This window comes from Parabacteroides sp. AM08-6, from assembly GCF_003473295.1.
Lineage (GTDB): Bacteria > Bacteroidota > Bacteroidia > Bacteroidales > Tannerellaceae > Parabacteroides.
In genome coordinates this window covers 4,661-23,868 of the sequence record NZ_QRMP01000016.1, presented here as the reverse complement: position 1 = coordinate 23,868, position 19,208 = coordinate 4,661, and the positions used below count along the sequence as shown (strand labels likewise).

General features: G+C 38.9%; 14 protein-coding genes and 1 pseudogene. 11 read left to right on the top strand and 4 right to left on the bottom strand.

The features are described 5' to 3' along the window. Window positions 1-461 precede the first annotated feature (461 nt). The 4 genes from secA to DW103_RS11165 form a co-directional block, all read right to left on the bottom strand. Window positions 462-3,797: a preprotein translocase subunit SecA gene (gene secA, locus DW103_RS11180; RefSeq protein ID WP_122276132.1), complete on the bottom strand. Its 3,336-nt coding sequence runs from the start codon at window positions 3,795-3,797 to the stop codon at window positions 462-464. Between the two features lie 85 nt (window positions 3,798-3,882). Beyond that, window positions 3,883-5,484: an alkaline phosphatase family protein gene (locus DW103_RS11175; protein ID WP_122276130.1), complete on the bottom strand. Its 1,602-nt coding sequence runs from the start codon at window positions 5,482-5,484 to the stop codon at window positions 3,883-3,885. Beyond that, window positions 5,469-6,677, bottom strand: a complete 1,209-nt coding sequence (locus DW103_RS11170) for a DUF4105 domain-containing protein (RefSeq protein WP_122276128.1) — start codon at window positions 6,675-6,677, stop codon at window positions 5,469-5,471. The genes DW103_RS11175 and DW103_RS11170 overlap by 16 nt, the downstream gene beginning before the upstream one ends. 3 nt (window positions 6,678-6,680) lie before the next feature. Continuing rightward, window positions 6,681-7,271, bottom strand: a complete 591-nt coding sequence (locus DW103_RS11165) for an HU family DNA-binding protein (protein WP_122276126.1) — start codon at window positions 7,269-7,271, stop codon at window positions 6,681-6,683. A 540-nt stretch (window positions 7,272-7,811) separates the two neighbouring features. Between DW103_RS11165 and DW103_RS11160 the strand changes: the two genes are divergently transcribed. The 11 genes and pseudogenes from DW103_RS11160 to DW103_RS18055 form a co-directional block, all read left to right on the top strand. After that, a complete protein-coding gene (locus DW103_RS11160) occupies window positions 7,812-8,627 on the top strand; it encodes a glycosyltransferase family 2 protein (RefSeq protein WP_122276124.1) in 816 nt (271 codons plus the stop codon). Between the two features lie 6 nt (window positions 8,628-8,633). Beyond that, window positions 8,634-9,584 (top strand): glycosyltransferase family 2 protein, encoded by a 951-nt coding sequence (locus tag DW103_RS11155; protein ID WP_122276122.1) that lies wholly within the window; start codon window positions 8,634-8,636, stop codon window positions 9,582-9,584. Between the two features lie 14 nt (window positions 9,585-9,598). Then, complete coding sequence (locus DW103_RS11150; protein WP_122276121.1) at window positions 9,599-9,940, top strand: hypothetical protein; 342 nt, start codon at window positions 9,599-9,601, stop codon at window positions 9,938-9,940. 128 nt (window positions 9,941-10,068) lie between these two features. Continuing rightward, window positions 10,069-11,439, top strand: coding sequence for a S41 family peptidase (locus tag DW103_RS11145; RefSeq protein WP_122276120.1), 1,371 nt, complete (start codon window positions 10,069-10,071; stop codon window positions 11,437-11,439). Window positions 11,440-11,445: 6 nt separating this feature from the next. After that, window positions 11,446-12,771 (top strand): radical SAM/SPASM domain-containing protein, encoded by a 1,326-nt coding sequence (locus DW103_RS11140; RefSeq protein ID WP_122276119.1) that lies wholly within the window; start codon window positions 11,446-11,448, stop codon window positions 12,769-12,771. A gap of 14 nt (window positions 12,772-12,785) precedes the next feature. After that, complete coding sequence (locus DW103_RS11135) at window positions 12,786-15,008, top strand: peptidase domain-containing ABC transporter (RefSeq protein ID WP_122276118.1); 2,223 nt, start codon at window positions 12,786-12,788, stop codon at window positions 15,006-15,008. A 1-nt stretch (window position 15,009) separates the two neighbouring features. After that, on the top strand, window positions 15,010-16,329 hold the full coding sequence (locus DW103_RS11130; RefSeq protein WP_122276116.1) for an HlyD family efflux transporter periplasmic adaptor subunit: 1,320 nt from the start codon (window positions 15,010-15,012) through the stop codon (window positions 16,327-16,329). Window positions 16,330-16,343: 14 nt separating this feature from the next. Then, window positions 16,344-17,213, top strand: a complete 870-nt coding sequence (locus DW103_RS11125; RefSeq protein WP_122276114.1) for a beta-1,6-N-acetylglucosaminyltransferase — start codon at window positions 16,344-16,346, stop codon at window positions 17,211-17,213. Between the two features lie 649 nt (window positions 17,214-17,862). After that, window positions 17,863-18,063, top strand: a complete 201-nt coding sequence (locus DW103_RS11120) for a helix-turn-helix transcriptional regulator (protein WP_122276112.1) — start codon at window positions 17,863-17,865, stop codon at window positions 18,061-18,063. Between the two features lie 4 nt (window positions 18,064-18,067). Beyond that, entirely contained in the window at window positions 18,068-18,880 is an 813-nt protein-coding gene (locus DW103_RS11115; RefSeq protein WP_233545674.1) for a PDDEXK nuclease domain-containing protein, read from the top strand. Window positions 18,881-18,968: 88 nt separating this feature from the next. Then, window positions 18,969-19,208, top strand: a pseudogene (locus DW103_RS18055) (hypothetical protein); the annotation flags it as partial.

The following is a 19,208-nucleotide window of genomic DNA, read 5'->3' as shown; positions in this document are numbered from 1 at the left end:
TGTATTAATGCGCACTAAGGTAGTAAGTGTCCCGATAGAAACAATAGCTTTTTGCTTTTTTTTAGATTTATAAAGAAAACGGAAACATTGTAAAAAAAGAGGTGCGGAGTATTTGAACCTTTTACCTCTTTTCTATTTCACAGGATTTTTACTTAATATCTGTTGAATACAATTAATAGCCTTTAATCCTATTTACATGAAAAAGGTGCTTATTTCATAAAACAAGCGGATACCTTTTGTACCGGCGGGAGTAAGTGCCACGTGGTTCTCGTTGTTCTTAATCTCTTTGGGAATTCCGATTATCATAGTGGTAGTTTTTAGATGATTATTGGCCTACAATATACGAATAATCTGATAAATTGTTATCGAAAAGGGCTGTTTTTGCAAATAAGAGGTGTTAAAATAACAAAGGCGACCTGTCTGCCGGGTCGCCTTTTGTCTTATTGTAAGCCGGAAAGGTTTTATAATCCTTGTCCGTGGCAATTTTTGTATTTCTTACCGCTACCGCAAGGACACGGATCATTACGCCCTACACGTTTTTCGGCGCGAACCGGTTCCTGGCGCGGCTGTTGCGGAGCGCGGGCTTCAGGAGTATTGTTGCCGGAAATATCCGTTTTTTCCGTCCGGTATTTGCTCATATCCTGACGATGTTCGGGAGCCGCTTGCTGTACGGCGATACGTTGGCGGGCAGCCATTGCCTGTTTTTCTTCTTCGGTCGGTTCTTCGCGTACCGGTATCTGACCGCGCATCAGGATAGCAGCAGTTCTGCGGTTCATGTTGTCGACCATTGTTTTGAACAGGTTGTATGATTCCAGTTTGTAAATCAACAACGGATCTTTATTTTCGTAGCTGGCATTCTGTACCGAGTGGCGCAATTCGTCCATTTCGCGCAGGTGTTCTTTCCAGGCATCATCGATAGTATGCAATACGATAGATTTCTGGAATGATTTGGCGATAACCTTACTTTCCGTTTCGTAAGCTTCTTTCAGGTTGCAGGAAACATTATACATCCGTTTACCGTCGGTAATAGGTATCATAATGTTTTCATACATAGCACCCTGATGCTCGTAAACCTGCTTGATGACCGGGTTGGCAACCTGTATCATTCGTTCCATGCGGCGTTTGAAAAGCGTCAGAGTTTCCTCGAACAGTTTGTCAATCAATTGTGCCGGTTTGGTGCTCTTGAATTCTTCTTCCGAAATAGGGCTTTCCATCGCGAATGTCTTGAACAATTCCAGCTTGAAACCTTCATAATCCATATCATCGGTATGCTGTTCCACTATAGCCGTCGAAGTGTCGTAAATCGTATTCAACACATCCAGCCCGATACGTTCTCCCATCAAGGCGTGACGGCGGCGGGTGTAGATTACGTTACGTTGCGAGTTCATCACATCATCGTATTCCAGCAAACGTTTACGGATACCGAAGTTGTTTTCTTCCACCTTCTTTTGCGCACGTTCCACGGACTTGCTCAACATGTTGTGTTCCAATACTTCGCCTTCTTTGAAGCCCAGTTTGTCCATCAGTCCCGCAATCTTTTCGGAAGCGAACAGACGCATCAAATCGTCCTCCAGGGAAACGAAGAACACAGATGAACCCGGGTCACCCTGACGTCCGGCACGACCACGCAACTGGCGGTCTACACGGCGGCTTTCGTGACGTTCCGTACCGATGATAGCCAAACCGCCGGCATCCTTCACTTCCTGCGACAACTTGATGTCGGTACCACGACCGGCCATGTTGGTCGCAATAGTCACGGTACTGCTTTGTCCGGCCTGTGCGACGATTTCGGCTTCTTTCTGGTGCAGTTTAGCGTTCAATACGTTATGTTTAATCTTACGCATGGTAAGCATACGGCTCAGCAATTCGGAAATCTCGACGGATGTCGTACCCACCAGTATCGGGCGTCCGGCTTCGGTCAGCTGTACGATTTCTTCGATTACGGCGTTGTACTTTTCGCGCTTAGTCTTGTAGATACGGTCGTTCATGTCGTTACGGGCAATCGGACGGTTTGTCGGGATTACCACAACATCCAGCTTATAGATGTCCCAGAATTCGCCTGCTTCCGTTTCGGCAGTACCGGTCATACCGGCCAGCTTGTGATACATACGGAAATAGTTCTGTAAGGTAATAGTGGCGAATGTCTGTGTGGCAGCCTCCACTTTTACCCGTTCTTTTGCTTCGATAGCCTGGTGCAATCCGTCGGAATAGCGGCGGCCATCCATGATACGGCCGGTCTGTTCGTCTACAATCATTACCTTGTTGTCCATCACGACATATTCGTCATCTTTCTCGAACAATGTGTAAGCTTTGAGCAACTGATTGATTGTGTGAACACGTTCGCTTTTTACGGAATAGTTTGCAAGCAGCTCGTCTTTTTTCGCCTGTCTTTCTTCTTCGTTTTGGATATGTTCCAGCTCGGAAAGTTCAGACGTAATATCAGGCAGGACGAAGAATGTCGGGTCGTCAGACTTGCCGGTCAGCAGGTCGATACCTTTATCCGTCAGCTCGATGCTGTTATTTTTTTCATCGATAACGAAATACAATTCATCTGTCGCTTCATGCATGTGACGCATGTTTTCGGACATGAAATATTCTTCCGTTTTCAACATCTGTGCTTTGATACCTTGTTCGCTCAGGAACTTAATCAATGCTTTGTTGCGCGGAAACCCCTTGAACGAACGGTAGAGTAGGATAGAACCTTCTTCCACCTCTTTCTGGTTGCTGCTGGCCATTTTCTTCTTGGCTTCAATCAACAACTTGGAGCAGAGGTCTTTCTGTGCGTTTACTACGACTTCCACGTTCGGACGGAACTGTTCGAACAATTGCTCTTCGCCCCGGGGAATAGGACCGGAAATAATCAACGGCGTACGGGCATCGTCAATCAATACGGAGTCGACCTCATCGACGATTGCATAATTATGTTTGCGTTGTACCAAATCGTTCGGACTGATAGCCATATTGTCACGCAGGTAGTCGAAACCGAACTCATTGTTCGTACCGAATGTAATGTCGGCATTGTAAGCCTTGCGGCGCGCGTCGGAATTGGGCTGGTGCTTGTCGATACAATCCACCGACAGTCCGTGGAACATATACAACGGTCCCATCCATTCGGAGTCACGTTTGGACAGGTAGTCGTTCACCGTTACCACATGTACTCCGTTGCGAGTCAGGGCATTCAGGAATACCGGCAGGGTGGCCACAAGTGTTTTACCTTCACCGGTTGCCATTTCCGCGATTTTTCCTTTATGCAGTACGACACCACCGAACAGCTGTACGTCATAGTGTACCATATCCCAGACGATTTCGTTACCGCCCGCTTTCCAGTGATTGTGATAGATAGCCTTGTCGCCGTCTATTTCCACAAAGTCATGTGTCGTAGCAAGGTCGCGGTCGAAATTATTTGCCGTAACGACAACTGTTTCGTTTTCGGAGAAACGGCGTGCCGTCTCTTTCATGATGGAGAATACTTCCGGCAGTACTTCTTCGAGCACGACTTCCATTTTCTCCGTAATTTCCTTTTCTATTTTATCTACTTCAGCCCAAATCGTTTCGCGTTCTTCCAGTTCCTTGTCGTCTATACCTTTGCGCAGTTCTTCCACTTTGGCGCGTTCGTCGGCAACATAGTCCTGGATACGTTGTTTGATTTCATCTGTTTTCGCACGCAACTCGTCGTGCGAAAGTTTTTGGATTGACGGATAAACAGCCTTAATCTTATCCACATAAGGGGTAAATTCCTTAAGGTCTCGCTGCGACTTGTTGCCGAACAGCTTCGTCATAAATTCATTAAATCCCATGATATATTTGTTTTAATTTTATTAGATAGAAAGAGTATGGATGCGTGGCTTTATATATAACCTACGCATGACTGACTGTCAATTGTCATTTGTTGACGGTCAGTTCCCTTAACGGCAGGCTGGTAGACGCATTCGGCGGCCTGATTCTCAGCACATGGGTTACCGTGGGGGCTACCTCTGTGGCTTTCACTTCACGGTAAATACGTTCCGGTTTGATGCCGTTGCCCATAAATACCAGTGGGGTAATAACTGCGTTGTTTCGTATTAATTTGACTTTTTCTTTCGAGTTCTCGTTGTTAATCAGCCAACCCGGTTGCAATTCGATAATCAAATCACCCCGTGTAGAAAGATGTGTTCCTTGCAAATAGTCGGAAGTCTGTTCGTTCCAAGTCCCGGAACGCAGAACATTCTCCGTTACAACATGCTGCACGCCACTGAATTCGCGAAGGAATTCAGCCGCTTTGTCCTGTACGGCTGCCAGTTCCAGCTTAGCCTCTTCTATCGCTTTCCGGTTCAGGAATATCTGGTTGTTGTAGAAACCTGTAACCCAATTCGTCTGCTGTCCGTAGATGGCCATCAGATACATATTCAGCAAGGCGAGACAACGTTTCGGATAAAATTCACCGTTTGTCAGGAACAATCCGTCGGGATATTGTTCTTCGCTCTTGTAATACCCCGAACCGGTGAGTACAATCAATGTATTGGCAAGACCCACCTTTTTGTCTATTTTATCTAACAACTGTTCAAGGTCTTTGTCCAACTGATAGTACGTATCCTGTATTTCACGCGTATATTCCTTACTCATGTTCCCCCGGTAGTTGCCGGCGTAGTATGTGATGGAAAGCATATCCGGACAACTTCGTGTGCCGAAAGCCCCGTATTCAAGGAACTGGAGTGCCAACCGGTTGATTTCCTTATTGATAAAAGGGGATGTTTTCAGATTGAAGAAACACTCTTTTGTGTTTTCCTTAAACGTATATTTATAGGACACGTCATCCAGCACATAAGGAAACGCGTTGAATTTGTCGAGTGGAAGCGAAGGAGTCCACACCATCTGCTCCAGACGTGTCGAAAGCGATTCGGGACCATTGTTATAGCGGTCCACATACCAAGGGATGCCTTTGTAGAAAGTCGTGGTAGCCCACTTCCCATTGTAATCGTCCATCCAGAAAGCCCCATTTGCCGCATGGCCTGCCGAAAGAATGGCACTTTCAGGGTCGGGAGCGATGGAATACACGTCACTTCTGCCGTTGGAGGCGATTTTCAGTTCGTCCCCGATAGTCGAGCTGAACAGCTTTCGCGGGGAATAATGTTCCTTCGTGTAATTACCCAGATATTCCGGGTCGTTCAGGATGGAAACTTCCTGATCTTTCTCGAAATCATACGTTTTCTTTCCTGAAATACCGTTATAGTTGGGATTGCTCCCGGTAAACAGGGTGGCGAAAGCGCTTGCCTGGTCGATGTCGGAAAATTCGAACCGGATGTTGCTGTACACCAATCCTTCATTCATCAACCGTTTGAAACCACGTTCGCCGAACGTGTTGTAAAAGTATTCGATATAATCGCCCCTCAACTGGTCCACAGTGATGCAAACCACTAATTTAGGGGTGTGTTGCTGTGCCTCTAAGTTGGTGACAACCAGAATTGCGATGAGTGATGATAATATTTTTCTTACCCGATGTTCCATATTTTTCTATATACGCCATATCCCGAACGCAGCCAAAGGCTCATTACCAGCGGGATAAATGCCGGATTTAAGTGCTGTGGAATGAAATGCCAGCCTATCAGCATGAGCGTAAGCGCCGCAAAGTTAATAAAATGATAGCAATATGCAGCCTTTCTGAACTTTTTTACTGCAAACAAAATAACAGCGACCAAATCGAAAGGTTGCAACCACACCACCGACCAGTTCGGCCAGATACTCGGATGAGTGGAGACGAAACAGAGGAAAAACAAGACTACGCCTCCGATTCCGGCGATGAAAAACAATAAACAGTCCACAATCCGGAAGTATGTTTTCCGGCGCCATTCACTGAAAGTAATGGCCAGCACAAGAAAGAAAAATGCCCAACAACAGAGTAACGGGCTAAAAAAGTCGCCCCATGTCGCCGTGTCATCCTCTTCGATTTCTTCCGTCAACAGGTGAGTGGAAGCAACCAACTTCCGCGAACTTCCATCCGGTCCGATAATGGTAGCCGTCCCGAACGCCTCTTTCAGGTAAGTCGGCAGAAACATCATTTCGCGTGTGGTAGCCGTCCGGTCTGTCGGGCTGCCCAGTGCCAGGTCGCATCCGAAGATAAGCCAGGGTTTGTTGCGCATGGCATAATTTATCAGCTCACGGAAGGTCTGTTCCTGATAAGGCGGTTGATAATGGATTTGTCCGTTTGTGCTTTTCTCGAAAACCGCAGCCGGTCGCGTCGCGCAATTATCGAAGAAGAAATTATACCGGTACACCCGGTTTTGGGGGAGACTATTGATGACGAGCGCCTCCCAGACCTTGTTCTTTTCAATCGAGTCGAGGTTCAGCACCTGTTCGGTCACCTCGCTGCCCCGCATTGCATATTCGAGTATGAAATCCCGGAAATCCCGTACTCCCAACATATAATCCGTATCTCCTTTGGCAAAACGGTAAATAAAGTTCGGTTTCGAGAAATCGAAAACTCCGTAATTGAAGACAACATCTATCTTCTGCAACGAATCCCGAATCAATACCGTATCTCTCACCCGGATAGCCGTGTGCCCGTAGACTGTGAATACCGCTTCCTCGGATGCGCCCGCCGTCAGTAAACTGATTTGGGCATTATTGCTCATCCGGATGATTTCCGCCCGGAGCGCAGGGAGCGTGAATAACAGGAGGAAAAGGAAGATGCTTTTTTTCATTGATTATTCTCTGTTTACATTTTCAGTCAATAAATAACTCACATGCGTGCTGCTCCCGACACGTACAATCACGTTTTCTTTGATATATTGGTCGAGGTCGGCCTTGGCCCTGTAATGGGAACAAGCATTCAATGCGGCATAAATCGGAGTCGTAATCGTCTCGTTACGTTTCAGGTAATCCACCATCCGGTTTTTCCGTTCTTTCGGCAAATAACCGGCCGTCTCTTTTCCTTTTTCAAGTTTTACATATTTGAGCTGATTTTTCAGTTTTTCCGAGCAGCGGAAGTTCACGCCGTCCACCGACACGGTAAATTTCCCGTTCGGCAACTTCCGGCTGCGGAGCGAAGGCGAGAAATGCCCTAACTCTTCCAGTTCCACATGGTCCCCGTATTCCAGTGACAGCCTGATTACCCATACCAGCGAGTCCAACACCGCCTTTACGTCGGCCGACGAAATAGACCCCCGTTCGCAGATGAGTGCGCAAATGTCATCCATTCTCTTTGTTCCGTTAGGAATTGCGCGTGCGTGGCAGAGTGCTTCCTCTTTGCGGTCTTTCGGTTGCGGAGTCTGGTGTACGCTGAATTTTATAGCCATATATACTAATGTTTGTTACCTGAATAATTTTAAAATAGATGCAAGCTTATTCGCCTTAGCCGGGATGTATTCGGATTTTGTTGCCCGGCTAATCGTCTTTCGATAATTGTCGTAAGGCCTTTTGACAATTGTGGTAAGACCTTTCGATAACCGTCGTAAGGCCTTACGACAATTATCGAAAGGCAAATCGAACGGCTGCAAAGATACAACAGAAAGAGGCAAATTGTTCATTTCACCTTGATTATTTGCTGTTTTTGCCGATTGCCTTTGATAAAGAAATGAATGGAAAATTTGATTTGTGAGGTTTTATATCAAGGGGTGTACATTGTGATGGAGTCGTAACGATTGGGTTTTTGCAATATACAGATTACAAAAATAGGGGATTCGAGAATGATGGTGTTAAATAATGTTTTATATATGAAAATCAAGGATTCTTTTTTTGTTGTATACAATATAAGCGTTACATTTACAGGCGATGAAAAATAAGGATTGATTTGTTGATTTTGTGAAGAATGATAACCTAATCTATTGTCTTTACTTATGGAAAAGAAACTTTCTATATCCGTGTATATACCTTTTTATAATGTTGAGTCCTATCTTTCGGAATCGATACAAAGTGTTTTGGAACAGTCTTTTCGAGATTTTGAATTGATTCTGATTAATGACGGCTCCACTGATAAAAGTCTGCAAATCGCTCAAGGTTTTTCGGATGAACGTATACGTGTGATTGACAATCATCATGATTTTATTCAAACTTTGAATATCGGCTTGGAGCAGGCTGTCGGTAAATATGTTATCAGAATGGACGCCGATGATAAGATGCATAAGGATAGATTATTGGTCCAGTATAATTATTTAGAAAATAATGAAGATATAGCGGCTTGTGGTGCCGGGTTTGAGCGGTTTGGATATGGAAGTGGAAAATATATGCCTCAATTATTGGATTCCGATGAAATAGAAAATGGTTTTATAGATTATAATTGCTTTGCAGTGGGGATGATGAGAAAAGACTTTTTAGATTTTTATCAAATTCGTTATAAACAGGAATATATTTATGCAGAAGATTATAAACTTTGGGTTGATATCGTGTTAGCTGGCGGTAAATTGTCGAATCTACCACGAGTTTTGAATTATTATCGTATTCATGAACAGCAGATTAGCACGGTGAATAATATGCAAATGATTGAAAATTCATTTGTTATCCGTCAAGAGATTATCCGATATTTGTTGAAGCGTGATAATGTAAAGTATAATAATGTTGTGCCAGTTTGTGATTTGTTATATGACCTTTATATTCGTAATGTTTTGACTATAAAGGATTATTGTCAATTGGTGTCCTATTTAATGAAAATTTGATATGCTATGAAAGAGTTGACAGTGATTATACCATTTTTGAACGAAGGAGAAGAAGTATATAATACAGTAAAAAATCTTCGGGATACGGCAAGTGATAAAATCAATATCATGTTGATAAATGATGCGTCGGAAGATGGATATGATTATAAGGCTGTGGCGGATAAGTTTGATGCAGCTTATATTTGTCATTCGGAAAGAAAAGGGGTTGCTGCTTCAAGAGATGAAGCAGTAGAGAATTGTCCTACGGAGTTCTTTTTACTTCTGGATGGACATATGCGTTTTTTTCAGAATGATTGGGTCGAGTTAATAGTTCAAGAATTGTATAAAGATGGACGGGCGTTACTTTGTTGTCAATCAATTTCCTTTAAAAAAGACACAGATGGATACGATGTGATTGAAACAGACAAGGTTACAACATATGGTGCCTATATAGACCTTTCAGAGAATGGTGATATGCGGGCTAAGTGGAATACAAAAGATCCGAATCCGGAGGAAAATGTTGTAGATATTGTTTGCGTATTAGGAGCAGCTTATGCTTGCAATAAATCTTACTGGAAATATTTGGGAGGATTAAAAGGATTGCGTTCTTATGGATTGGATGAACAGCTCATTTCAATGAAAGTATGGATGGAGGGTGGAAAATGCAAATTATTAAAGTCCGTCGGAGCCGGACATATATATCGAACTAACTTTCCTTATAAAACGGCAGATATAGATATTCTTTACAATAAGTTCTATGTAGCAGAATTATTCTTACCACAGCCGGAGAAGTATATGTTGTTTAAATATTGGGAAAAACAAATTCCGGTATTATATAGGCAAGCTATAAGTAAAATGGTTGAAGACAGGTCGTTTATTAAAGAACAATCCTCTTATTATCAAACAATATTCAACCATTCAATAGATAAATTTCTGTTAGCAAATGGAGAAATCCATAAATATATGTCTAATTTTTAAAGAAGGAGGTTTGTATGAACGACCAAGAATTAAAAAACAAAGAAAGAATGGCTCTTGAACTGAACATTGTATTTGATGAAGCAGTAGAGCTGTTTAGTGAAGAATCCCTGAATACGATGAGGATGGGGAAAGTTGTGGGAGGCAATCTTTTGGATGACAATGGTTATTGTCCAGGTGCTAAGAATGGTATTTGTATTAATTTTTCAAAATGTAATTGTCCTCAGGATAATAAACCTTGTACTAATCCAAAAGCAGCTATTTGTATTTTAGCTTCGGTAGAATTGCCTACAGTTCCCGTGCCAACACTTGCTGTACCAGAAGTAACTCTTGCTCAACCTTCAATCCCTAAGCCCTGATAGGGTTTGATATTAGAGTATCTGTCATTATAAGTAGAAATGTTTTTCTTTATGAATAAGTTTTGAATGAAATTCGTTATAACATTAATGACAGATACATTTTTGTGATACAAATAAATATTAATGTAATGAAATATGTTGTCTCTTTTTTATTTCTAATGAGTATTTGTGTCTCTTATGCTCAGGATTTATCTCCTAATGAAATGAAGATTGATGTTAATTATTATTTTGAGATGTTGAACAAATATCATCCAAATCTTTATAAGAAATATACGGCTATTCAGTTTGATTCATTGCGACAAAGTATTCTATTAAATATAAAAGATACAATGAGTTGTAGAGATTTTAATCGTTTGATGTTAAGAGTTAATGCTTATACAGATGGCCATACTAATGTTAATATAAATAAGATTACTAAATGGAATGTACAGACCAAATTTCCATATTTTCAAGTACGAGAAGATTCTTTATTGTTGAATGATAATTTGATTGTATTTATTAATGATGTAAGCACGAAAGAAATAGTACAAGAACTTTCTAATATGTATAGTTGGGAATATAGTTCGTTGTTAAAAGAAAAAAGCATTAATGATGATTTTCTTTTGTTTGCTGCTAAATTTTATGGAATAAAACCTCCCTATATAGCCTCTTTTAAAAATTTGAAAACAGGGGAAATGAAGAAAGATACCTTGAAGCTTGTTAAACAGGTGTATAATAACGAATCTAAATTTAATTTTGAATTTTTTGAAGAATATTCAATTGCTGTACTTCATTATAATACATGTTATTTAGGAAAAGATGAAGAATTTTTTGAACACGTATTAATAGAAGCATTTAGAAAAATGAAAAACGACCACATAAAATACTTGTTTATTGATGTGACTAAAAATGGAGGAGGTAGTGATGAATATCAAAAATATATTTTCAAACATCTTAATGCGAAAAAAGTTACTATTAAAATAGTAAAGCGCATTAATAAAAAATGCGTAAAAGAGCTTATGGAGCAAGATGTAAAAGAAAATAGAAAATATCTTGCAAGTCAAGGAACAACATTTATGAAGAGGTTAAAAATTAGATATTTTATTTGGAAACTAGAAAGAGCGAAAAAAAATTTCTTAAAAACAGGAACTGGAACATTGAAAATCTCTATGCCTGGTAATACGAAGGGTTTTGATGGTAAAGTCTTTGTTCTTCAAGGACGAGAGACTTTTTCTGCAGCGATAAGTTTGGTTGAATATTTTCGTAGGCAAAATATGGGTCTTGTAGTTGGAGAGCAGGCCGGTGAACCTATTTGTTTCAGTGGAAATCCACGGGAGGATATTTTGCCATATTCAAAAATAAAAATTCGATATTCTTTAGTTGAAGAGATAAATTATCCTAAAATGGAAACAGATGAAAATGGTTTTATTATTCCAGATATACCATATGATGTTTATAATCGTGAATTGGGCATAGAAGATTATTTGAAGATAATAGATATGAGTAATAATTTAAAATAATTAATTATGTATAAGTTGAGTTCTTATAATTATTTTGTGAAGGAAAATAATCGTTATGTCTATTTTAATGGTATTACGAATCATGTGTTCTCTTTGTCTGAAAATGAACATGAAAATATACAACGATTACTTTATGATTTAATTTCTTTTGAGATTAATTATAATTCAGTGTTTAAAAAGTTTATAGATTGGGGATTTGTGATAGAAGAAGATGTTGATGAATTAGATATCGTTAGGTATAGAAATAAGCTTGCTACGATAGGAAATAAAGCACTAAATTTAGTGATTAATCCAACTTTAGAATGTAATTTTAATTGTTGGTACTGCTACGAAGAACATCCTAAAGGTGTTATGAATCAGGATACCGTTGATAAAATTCAAAAATATATAGAACATAAAGTTATAAAAGAACATGTTTCTTCTGTTCATATATCTTGGTTTGGTGGAGAACCATTGTTATATTTTAATGAAGTGGTCTATCCGCTTTCTCTTTTTGCAAAGAAAATCTGTGCTTCCCATAATGTGCCATTTAATGTCTCTGTTACGACAAACGCGTATAGGATTGATAAAGAGATGATAACCAAGATGAAAGAAATTGATATGAAGCATTTTCAAATTACATTGGATGGGGCAAAGAAGAGGCATGATAAAATACGGAATGAGAATGGATTACCGAGTTATGATAGGATAATGAAAAATGTTAATGATTTGTGTAAGTATATAGAGGATGTTCATATAACGTTACGTATTAATTATGATGATAAAACATTGAAAGATGTTCAAATGAAAGAGATTTTTTCTATTATACCAGTTGAATATAGAGCAAAAATATTACCGAATTTTCAAAGAGTGTGGCAAACAGTAAAAGAGGGATCTCTCAAAAATGAAAGGCGTTTGGATTTGTATAATTATTGTAGGGATATTGGTTTTAAAGTGAATGAACCTGCGAATATTCTTCAGATAGGTGCATATTTCAAATGTTATGTAGATTGTTTTAACCATTTGGAAATAAATTATGATGGCAAACTGTACTTTTGTACTGCAAGAACTTTTACAGAAGAATATGAGGTCGGAGTATTAAACGATGATGGAACTATACGTTGGCATGAACAAAAGGTTGCAAAACGTTACGCAAAAGCTACATTCGAGAATGAGATGTGTATTAAATGTAAATATTTGCCTCTATGTATGGGACCATGTTCACAAAAAATCATGGAAACCCCCAAGGAATACCTGTCTTCTATTTGTAGTTTAAAATATTCAGAAATTCCACCGGAAACAGTAATTGTAGAGTATTATAAAAATAAGATGAAGTTTTTAGAAGAAAATTAACACGATATATTGTAATGAGAAAATTCCCCTTTTTTCGTCAACATGATTCTTCCGATTGTGGTCCGAGTTGTTTACGAATGATTTCGGCCCATTACGGAAGAAGAATGGAGTTATATAGATTACGCGATTTGTGTTTTGCAAACAGAAATGGCGTGACAATGTTGGGTATTAGCGATGCTGCCGAGAAAGTTGGTTTTCGAACAATGGGAATACGTACGAGTTTCGACCGATTACAGAAAGATGTGATTTTACCTTGTATTATTCATTGGAGGCAGGACCATTTTGCTGTCGTTTATAAGATAAAGGTCAGGAAAAAGGGGGAGCACTGGATGGGAAAAATATATGTAGCAGATCCTGCTTTTGGATTGTTGACTTACAGTGTTTCCGAATTTCTGGATGGATGGCTCAGTACGGTTGAAGATGAAATACAAAAAGGAATGGTTTTGATGTTGTCTCCGACATTAGCTTTCTATCATCCGGATGATGATTTGAATGAATCGAAAAAGTATAGCTTGATTCATTTCTTTTCTTATATACGTCCGCATAAGAAGCTGTTTTTTCAGGTGATGTTAGGGATGTTGATGGGAATGCTTATTCAGTTGTTGTTTCCTTTTATAACCCAGTCGATGGTGGATTTTGGTGTTTTGGGCAACAATTTGAATTTTATCATACTTGTTTTGGTTGCACAGTTTATCCTTTCTCTTAGCCAGTTATCGGTCGGATTTGTTCAAAGTTGGATTTTGCTTCATGTTACGACCCGTATTAATGTAGCCTTGATTTCAGACTTCATAACAAAGATGCTGAAACTGCCAATCAATTTTTTCGAATCGAAAAAAACAGGGGACATTATGCAGCGTATAGGCGATCATTCCCGTATTCAGGAATTTTTTACCGGAACCTCTTTAGGTACACTGTTTTCCTTTTTAAATTTCTTTGTGTTTGCAATCGTATTGGGATATTATAATTATTGGATGTTGGTTTGTTTTGTGATTGGACATGCTATTTATGTGGGATGGGTCATGCTCTTTTTGGGAATACGTCGTGAATTGGATTTTAAACGGTTTGAGAAAGCGGCACGTAATCAATCCAGTATAATCCAGTTGATTTCCGGGGCGGAAGAGATAAAATTGAACGGATGCGAACGAAAAGTTCGTTGGAAGTGGGAAAATATACAGGCTGAATTATTCGATGTGAGTATAAAAGGTCTTACTGTCAGTCAAATCCAGAGTATCGGCGCTTTCTTTATTTCGAATGCATTGAACATAGGAATGTCGGTATTCTCTGCTTATTTGGTGATAAAAGGTGAGATTACATTAGGTATGATGATGTCCTTATCCTATATATTAGGACAACTAAAAGGACCGGTAGAGAATTTTATCGGTTTTGTACATTCTTATCAGGATGCAAAAATCAGCTTGGAAAGATTGGGTGAAGTACATTTTCGGGAGGATGAGGACCAAATGAATGAAATCCGGCAAAAGGCATTGTCGCCGGGAAATCGGGATTTGGTTTTGAAGGATTTAACATTCAGTTACTTGGGTGCTTCTTCTTTGCCGGTGTTGGATCATTTGAATTTAGTATTTCCTCATAATAAAGTGACGGCTATTGTCGGTGAAAGTGGAAGTGGGAAAACTACCATACTGAAAATGCTGCTGGGATATTATGAACCTCTGTCCGGATGTATTAATATAGGCGTAACGAATCTGAAAAACATCGATACTAATTACTGGCGTTCTATTTGTGGTGTTGTGATGCAAGATGGTTTTATCTTTTCTGATACGATTGCTGAAAATATAGCAGTGGGAGAAGAACAAATAGATATAGAACGACTTTATGTTGCTGCCCAGATTGCCAATATTCATGAGTTTATAGAGGAATTGCCTTCCGGATATAATACAAAGATAGGCCAGGAGGGAAGTGGTTTGAGCCAGGGACAAAAGCAACGTATCTTGATAGCACGGGCTGTATACAAGAATCCGCAATACATTTTTTTGGATGAGGCTACCAATGCTTTGGATGCGAACAATGAACGTGCCATCAATGATAATTTGCACGATTTTTATCAGGGACGAACTGTGATTGTAGTGGCACATCGTCTTAGTACGGTAAGGAATGCTGATAAAATTGTGGTTTTGGATCATGGAAAAATTGTGTCGGAAGGAACTCATGAACAGTTGGTAGCAGAGCGGGGATATTATTATGAATTAGTTAAGAATCAATTGGAAATGGTGAATTGACATGGAGAAGGAAAAGAAACCCGTAAAATTGAATATCCGTAGTGATGAAATAGAAGCCATTCTTGGAAGGACGCCTAACTGGTTGATGAGAATGGGTATCTTTGTTTTGTTTCTTTTTTTTCTGATTTTATTAATAGGAAGTTCTTTTTTTAGTTATCCGGATGTTGTCAATGCAAAAATTACGATTTCAACCGAGTTCCCTTCTGTTTCTTTAGTCGCAAAAGTATCGGGGCGGATAGTTGATATAAAAGTCAGTGATAAAGCGGAGGTTGGTGTTAATCAAGTATTGGGGGTGATTGAAAGTCCATCTTCTTTGAATGATATGTTGAGTTTAAAAGCTTGGTTGAATCAAAATAATGAACCGGAAATAATAAGTTTGAAAGACAGCGTTTTCGTCAAAGAACAACAGTTAGGAGAGATTATGCCTTATTTTCTGGACTTGAAGTCTGCTTTGAAAGATTATAAAAAATTTCAAGACTTAGATTACCATACCCGGAATAGAAAGGTTTTGGAAGAACAAATCCTGTATACATCAGATAATGTATCTCATTTTGAAAGACAAAATAAATTGTTAGAAGAAGAAATAGAATTGTCTGTAATAGCCTATAAAAGAGATTCGTTATTATTTGAGAAACAAGTTGTTTTCTCAGCAGAATTAGAGCAAACGAAAAGTGCTCTCCTACAAAAGAAAATTACATGGGAAGGTAATATGGCTTCTTTGGCAAATACAAGAACCCAATTATCACAATTAAAACAACAGTTATTGGAACTAGAATTGGATTATCAGAAACAAAAACAGGAACATCTGAATAATATCCGTCAGAAGTTGGATGCATTACAGGATCAGACGGAACAGTGGGATAAAAGGTATGTGTTCCGTTCTCCTTATGAAGGACAACTGTCATTCCCCGCTTTTTGGAGTAAAAATCAATATATAGAGCAAGGTGATATATTTACAAATGTGATACCATTTAAAAAAGGTTTTTTTATAGGAAAATTGGAGTTGCCATTGCTTAAATCAGGAAAAGTAGAAGAAGGACAGGTTGTGAATATAAAATTGGACAATTATCCTTATATGGAATTTGGCATATTGAGAGGTGTGATACGTTCCATATCTGATATACCCGGAAAGGAAAATTATAAAGTAGAGGTTGAATTACCGAACGCGGTGCGAACAAGCTATGGAATAGAATTACCCTTTTCCCCAGAAATGACGGGTGAAGCAGAAATTATCACAGATGATTACAATATATTGCAAAGATTATTTTTCCCGATGAAGTCCTTGATTAAGAATAGTGGTACAGTTTCTGCAAACAAATAAATGTTCTGATAAATATGAAATTTGCATATCTGATACAAGCGCATAAAAATCCATCTCAGCTTTGTGATTTGATTAATGTATTACAAGATGAGGATAATTATTTTTTTGTACATATAGACGAAAAGTCGGAACTTTCGCTTTTCTTAAGAGAGAATTATAAAATGCCGGAACGAATCTTTTTCTTAGAAAGAAGGATATCTGTGAATTGGGCTGGTTTTAGCCAAGTGAAAGCAACTATGTGCTTGATACAGGCATTGATTGAAACAGGGATTCAGGTTGATTATGTACATCTTTTGAGTGGTCAAGATTTTCCTTTGAAATCAAATGTTGAAATTGATAACTATTTTGTGCGAAATAACGGTTTGAATTTTATAGAATTTTTCCCTTTGCCGTATAAGAATTGGAGTGGTAATGGTGGATTAGATCGCCTAACGTATAAATGGTTGATTGATGAAACAGGTATAGAACGCGCTTATTTTCTTGTTGAATATCAGAAACAAAAGAATATGAAACGGAATTGTCCTTTAGGAATAAAATTCTATGGTGGTTCTCAATGGTGGTCTTTAACGTATGAATGTGTTAGTTTCTTGGCAAATAATTGTGCTTTTGGAAATGAGCTGTATGATTTTTATAAAAATACATTATGTCCTGATGAAATGATATTTCAGACCATTTTACAAAATTCTATATTTCAGCCATCTTTGGTAAATAGTAATCTCAGGTATATTGATTGGGTAAAAGGTCCGGAATATCCGAGACTATTGAGAATAGATGATTTATCGTTACTCCTGAAGTCTGAATGTTTGTTTGCCCGGAAATTTGATGATGTTGTCGATTCGGAAATTCGGAGTGTTCTTAAAAATCAGATAATGGGATTTCTATAAACGATGAATTTTGCATATATGAAATATTTGATTGTTTTGATATTTATATTTAGCGTCCATCTTTCTTCTGCACAGAAATTGTCTCCGGAAGAGATGAGGTCTGATATTGATTATTATTTTAGATTTTTGACGGTTTGATACAAACGTTTGAGAAATAGACTTTTAGCGAATTATTTGAGAAATAGAGGTAATGAGTTGGCAACAATTCTTTTGCCTGAATATACATCCCTATCTTTCAAAGATTTACAAAACCATTAAATAGGCATAGGTAATGGATTTGTAACGTACTATTTTCCTCGTCTTGCTTCAAATAGAAGTGAAATGATTAGCTGACGACAAGGGTAATCAAAAATTCCGATAACTCAATGTCTCTTTTAATCATTCTGCAACAATCACTGTAGAGCTGAATAGTTCCAAGTGGACTGTTCGTAAACAGGTTTAGTCTACCAAGCAGAAACTGTAAAGCGAATCAGCGAACTCATTCTTAAGGTGTAACATGAATTAGTTAATCACACCTAACTTGGACAATCATTTCTATAGAGATTCAATAATTATGAAAAACGAATGCATAAATGAACTTCCTAAGTAAAAATCCATTTATTGCCAATTGTTTTATATATCTTTGCGTTCAAATTAAATAGATTTGCAAATGGAAGATTTAAATCGCATTAAAGTTGTGCTTGTTGAAAAGAAGCGAACGGCTAAATGGCTTGCCGAAGAATTAGGGAAGAATCCTGCTACTGTAAGCAAGTGGTGTACTAATGTGTCCCAGCCTGACCTATACACATTAGACAGGATTGCAACGTTGCTTGATATTGACAAGCGAGAACTTATAACAGGGAAAGATTGAGGCCATGACAGATATTACGCAAATCCAAGAATCAGAGTATGACGCAATTCTGCGACAGGCTGTCGCAGTTATACCATGGGGACATATACTGACCTTGATGCGCAAGTTCGGTGAAGATGACAATGCTATTTTATACTATGCACAGGAAACCACATCAAAAGGTTGGAATCGTGAACTTCTATCCAGTGCCATCTCTCTGAAAATGCACATGAGGAAGGACGAGCCTTCTGGTAATAATTTTGAGCAGACTCTGCCTGCTGCACAAGCAATGTTTGCCAATGAAGTGTTCAGAAACGGTTATAATCTTGGATTCCTTGGTGTTAAAGATCCTATATTGGAAACAGAACTTGAAGCTCGACTAGTAGAGAAGGTAAAGCAATTTCTTCTGGAACTAGGCAAGGGTTTCACCTATATAGGAAATCAGTATATGCTTGAATACAATGGAAAGCGGAGTAAGGTGGATATGCTTTTTTTTCATCGTGGGTTACATTGTCTTGTTGCTGTCGACTTAAAGATTGGTGAGTTTAAGCCGGAATATGCAGGTAAAATGAACTACTACCTGTCGTTGCTTGACCGTTTGGAACGAAGAGAAGATGAGAATCGTTCTATCGGTATCATTCTATGTGCCGAGAAAGACCGTGTAGAAGTGGAACTAGCATTAGAAGATATGGGTAAACCCATCGGCGTGGCAGATTACCAACTGATTGTTCCCCAGGAAGAATTAAAGAAAGTTGTAGCTGAAGAAGTGGAAGCTTTTGGTAAAGAATTTCCTTCTCGTACAGAAACTGAGGTAAAATTATTGTCAGAAAAGAAGTGATATAAGGAAAAATGTCTATGTGGCCAGATAAAGAAGCAAAAATACTTGAACGAACGGGCAGGCTTACTCTAAAAATACAAAAGGATTTGCTGGTAAGGTATTTGTTATTCAAAGTAGATATACTTATTCAGCAGCGATTAATTTTGTGGCACTTTTTCGTAGACAAAAGGTTGGGCTTGTAGTTGGAGAAAGGGCTGGTACTCCTGTTTCTTATAATGGAGCAGATTCTCTAAATGGAATTTTACCATATTCAGGAATAGAATATCGTTGTTCTTATGTGGATGCTGAATTATACCCTGAAATTGAAACGGATGAAAACGGTTTTCTT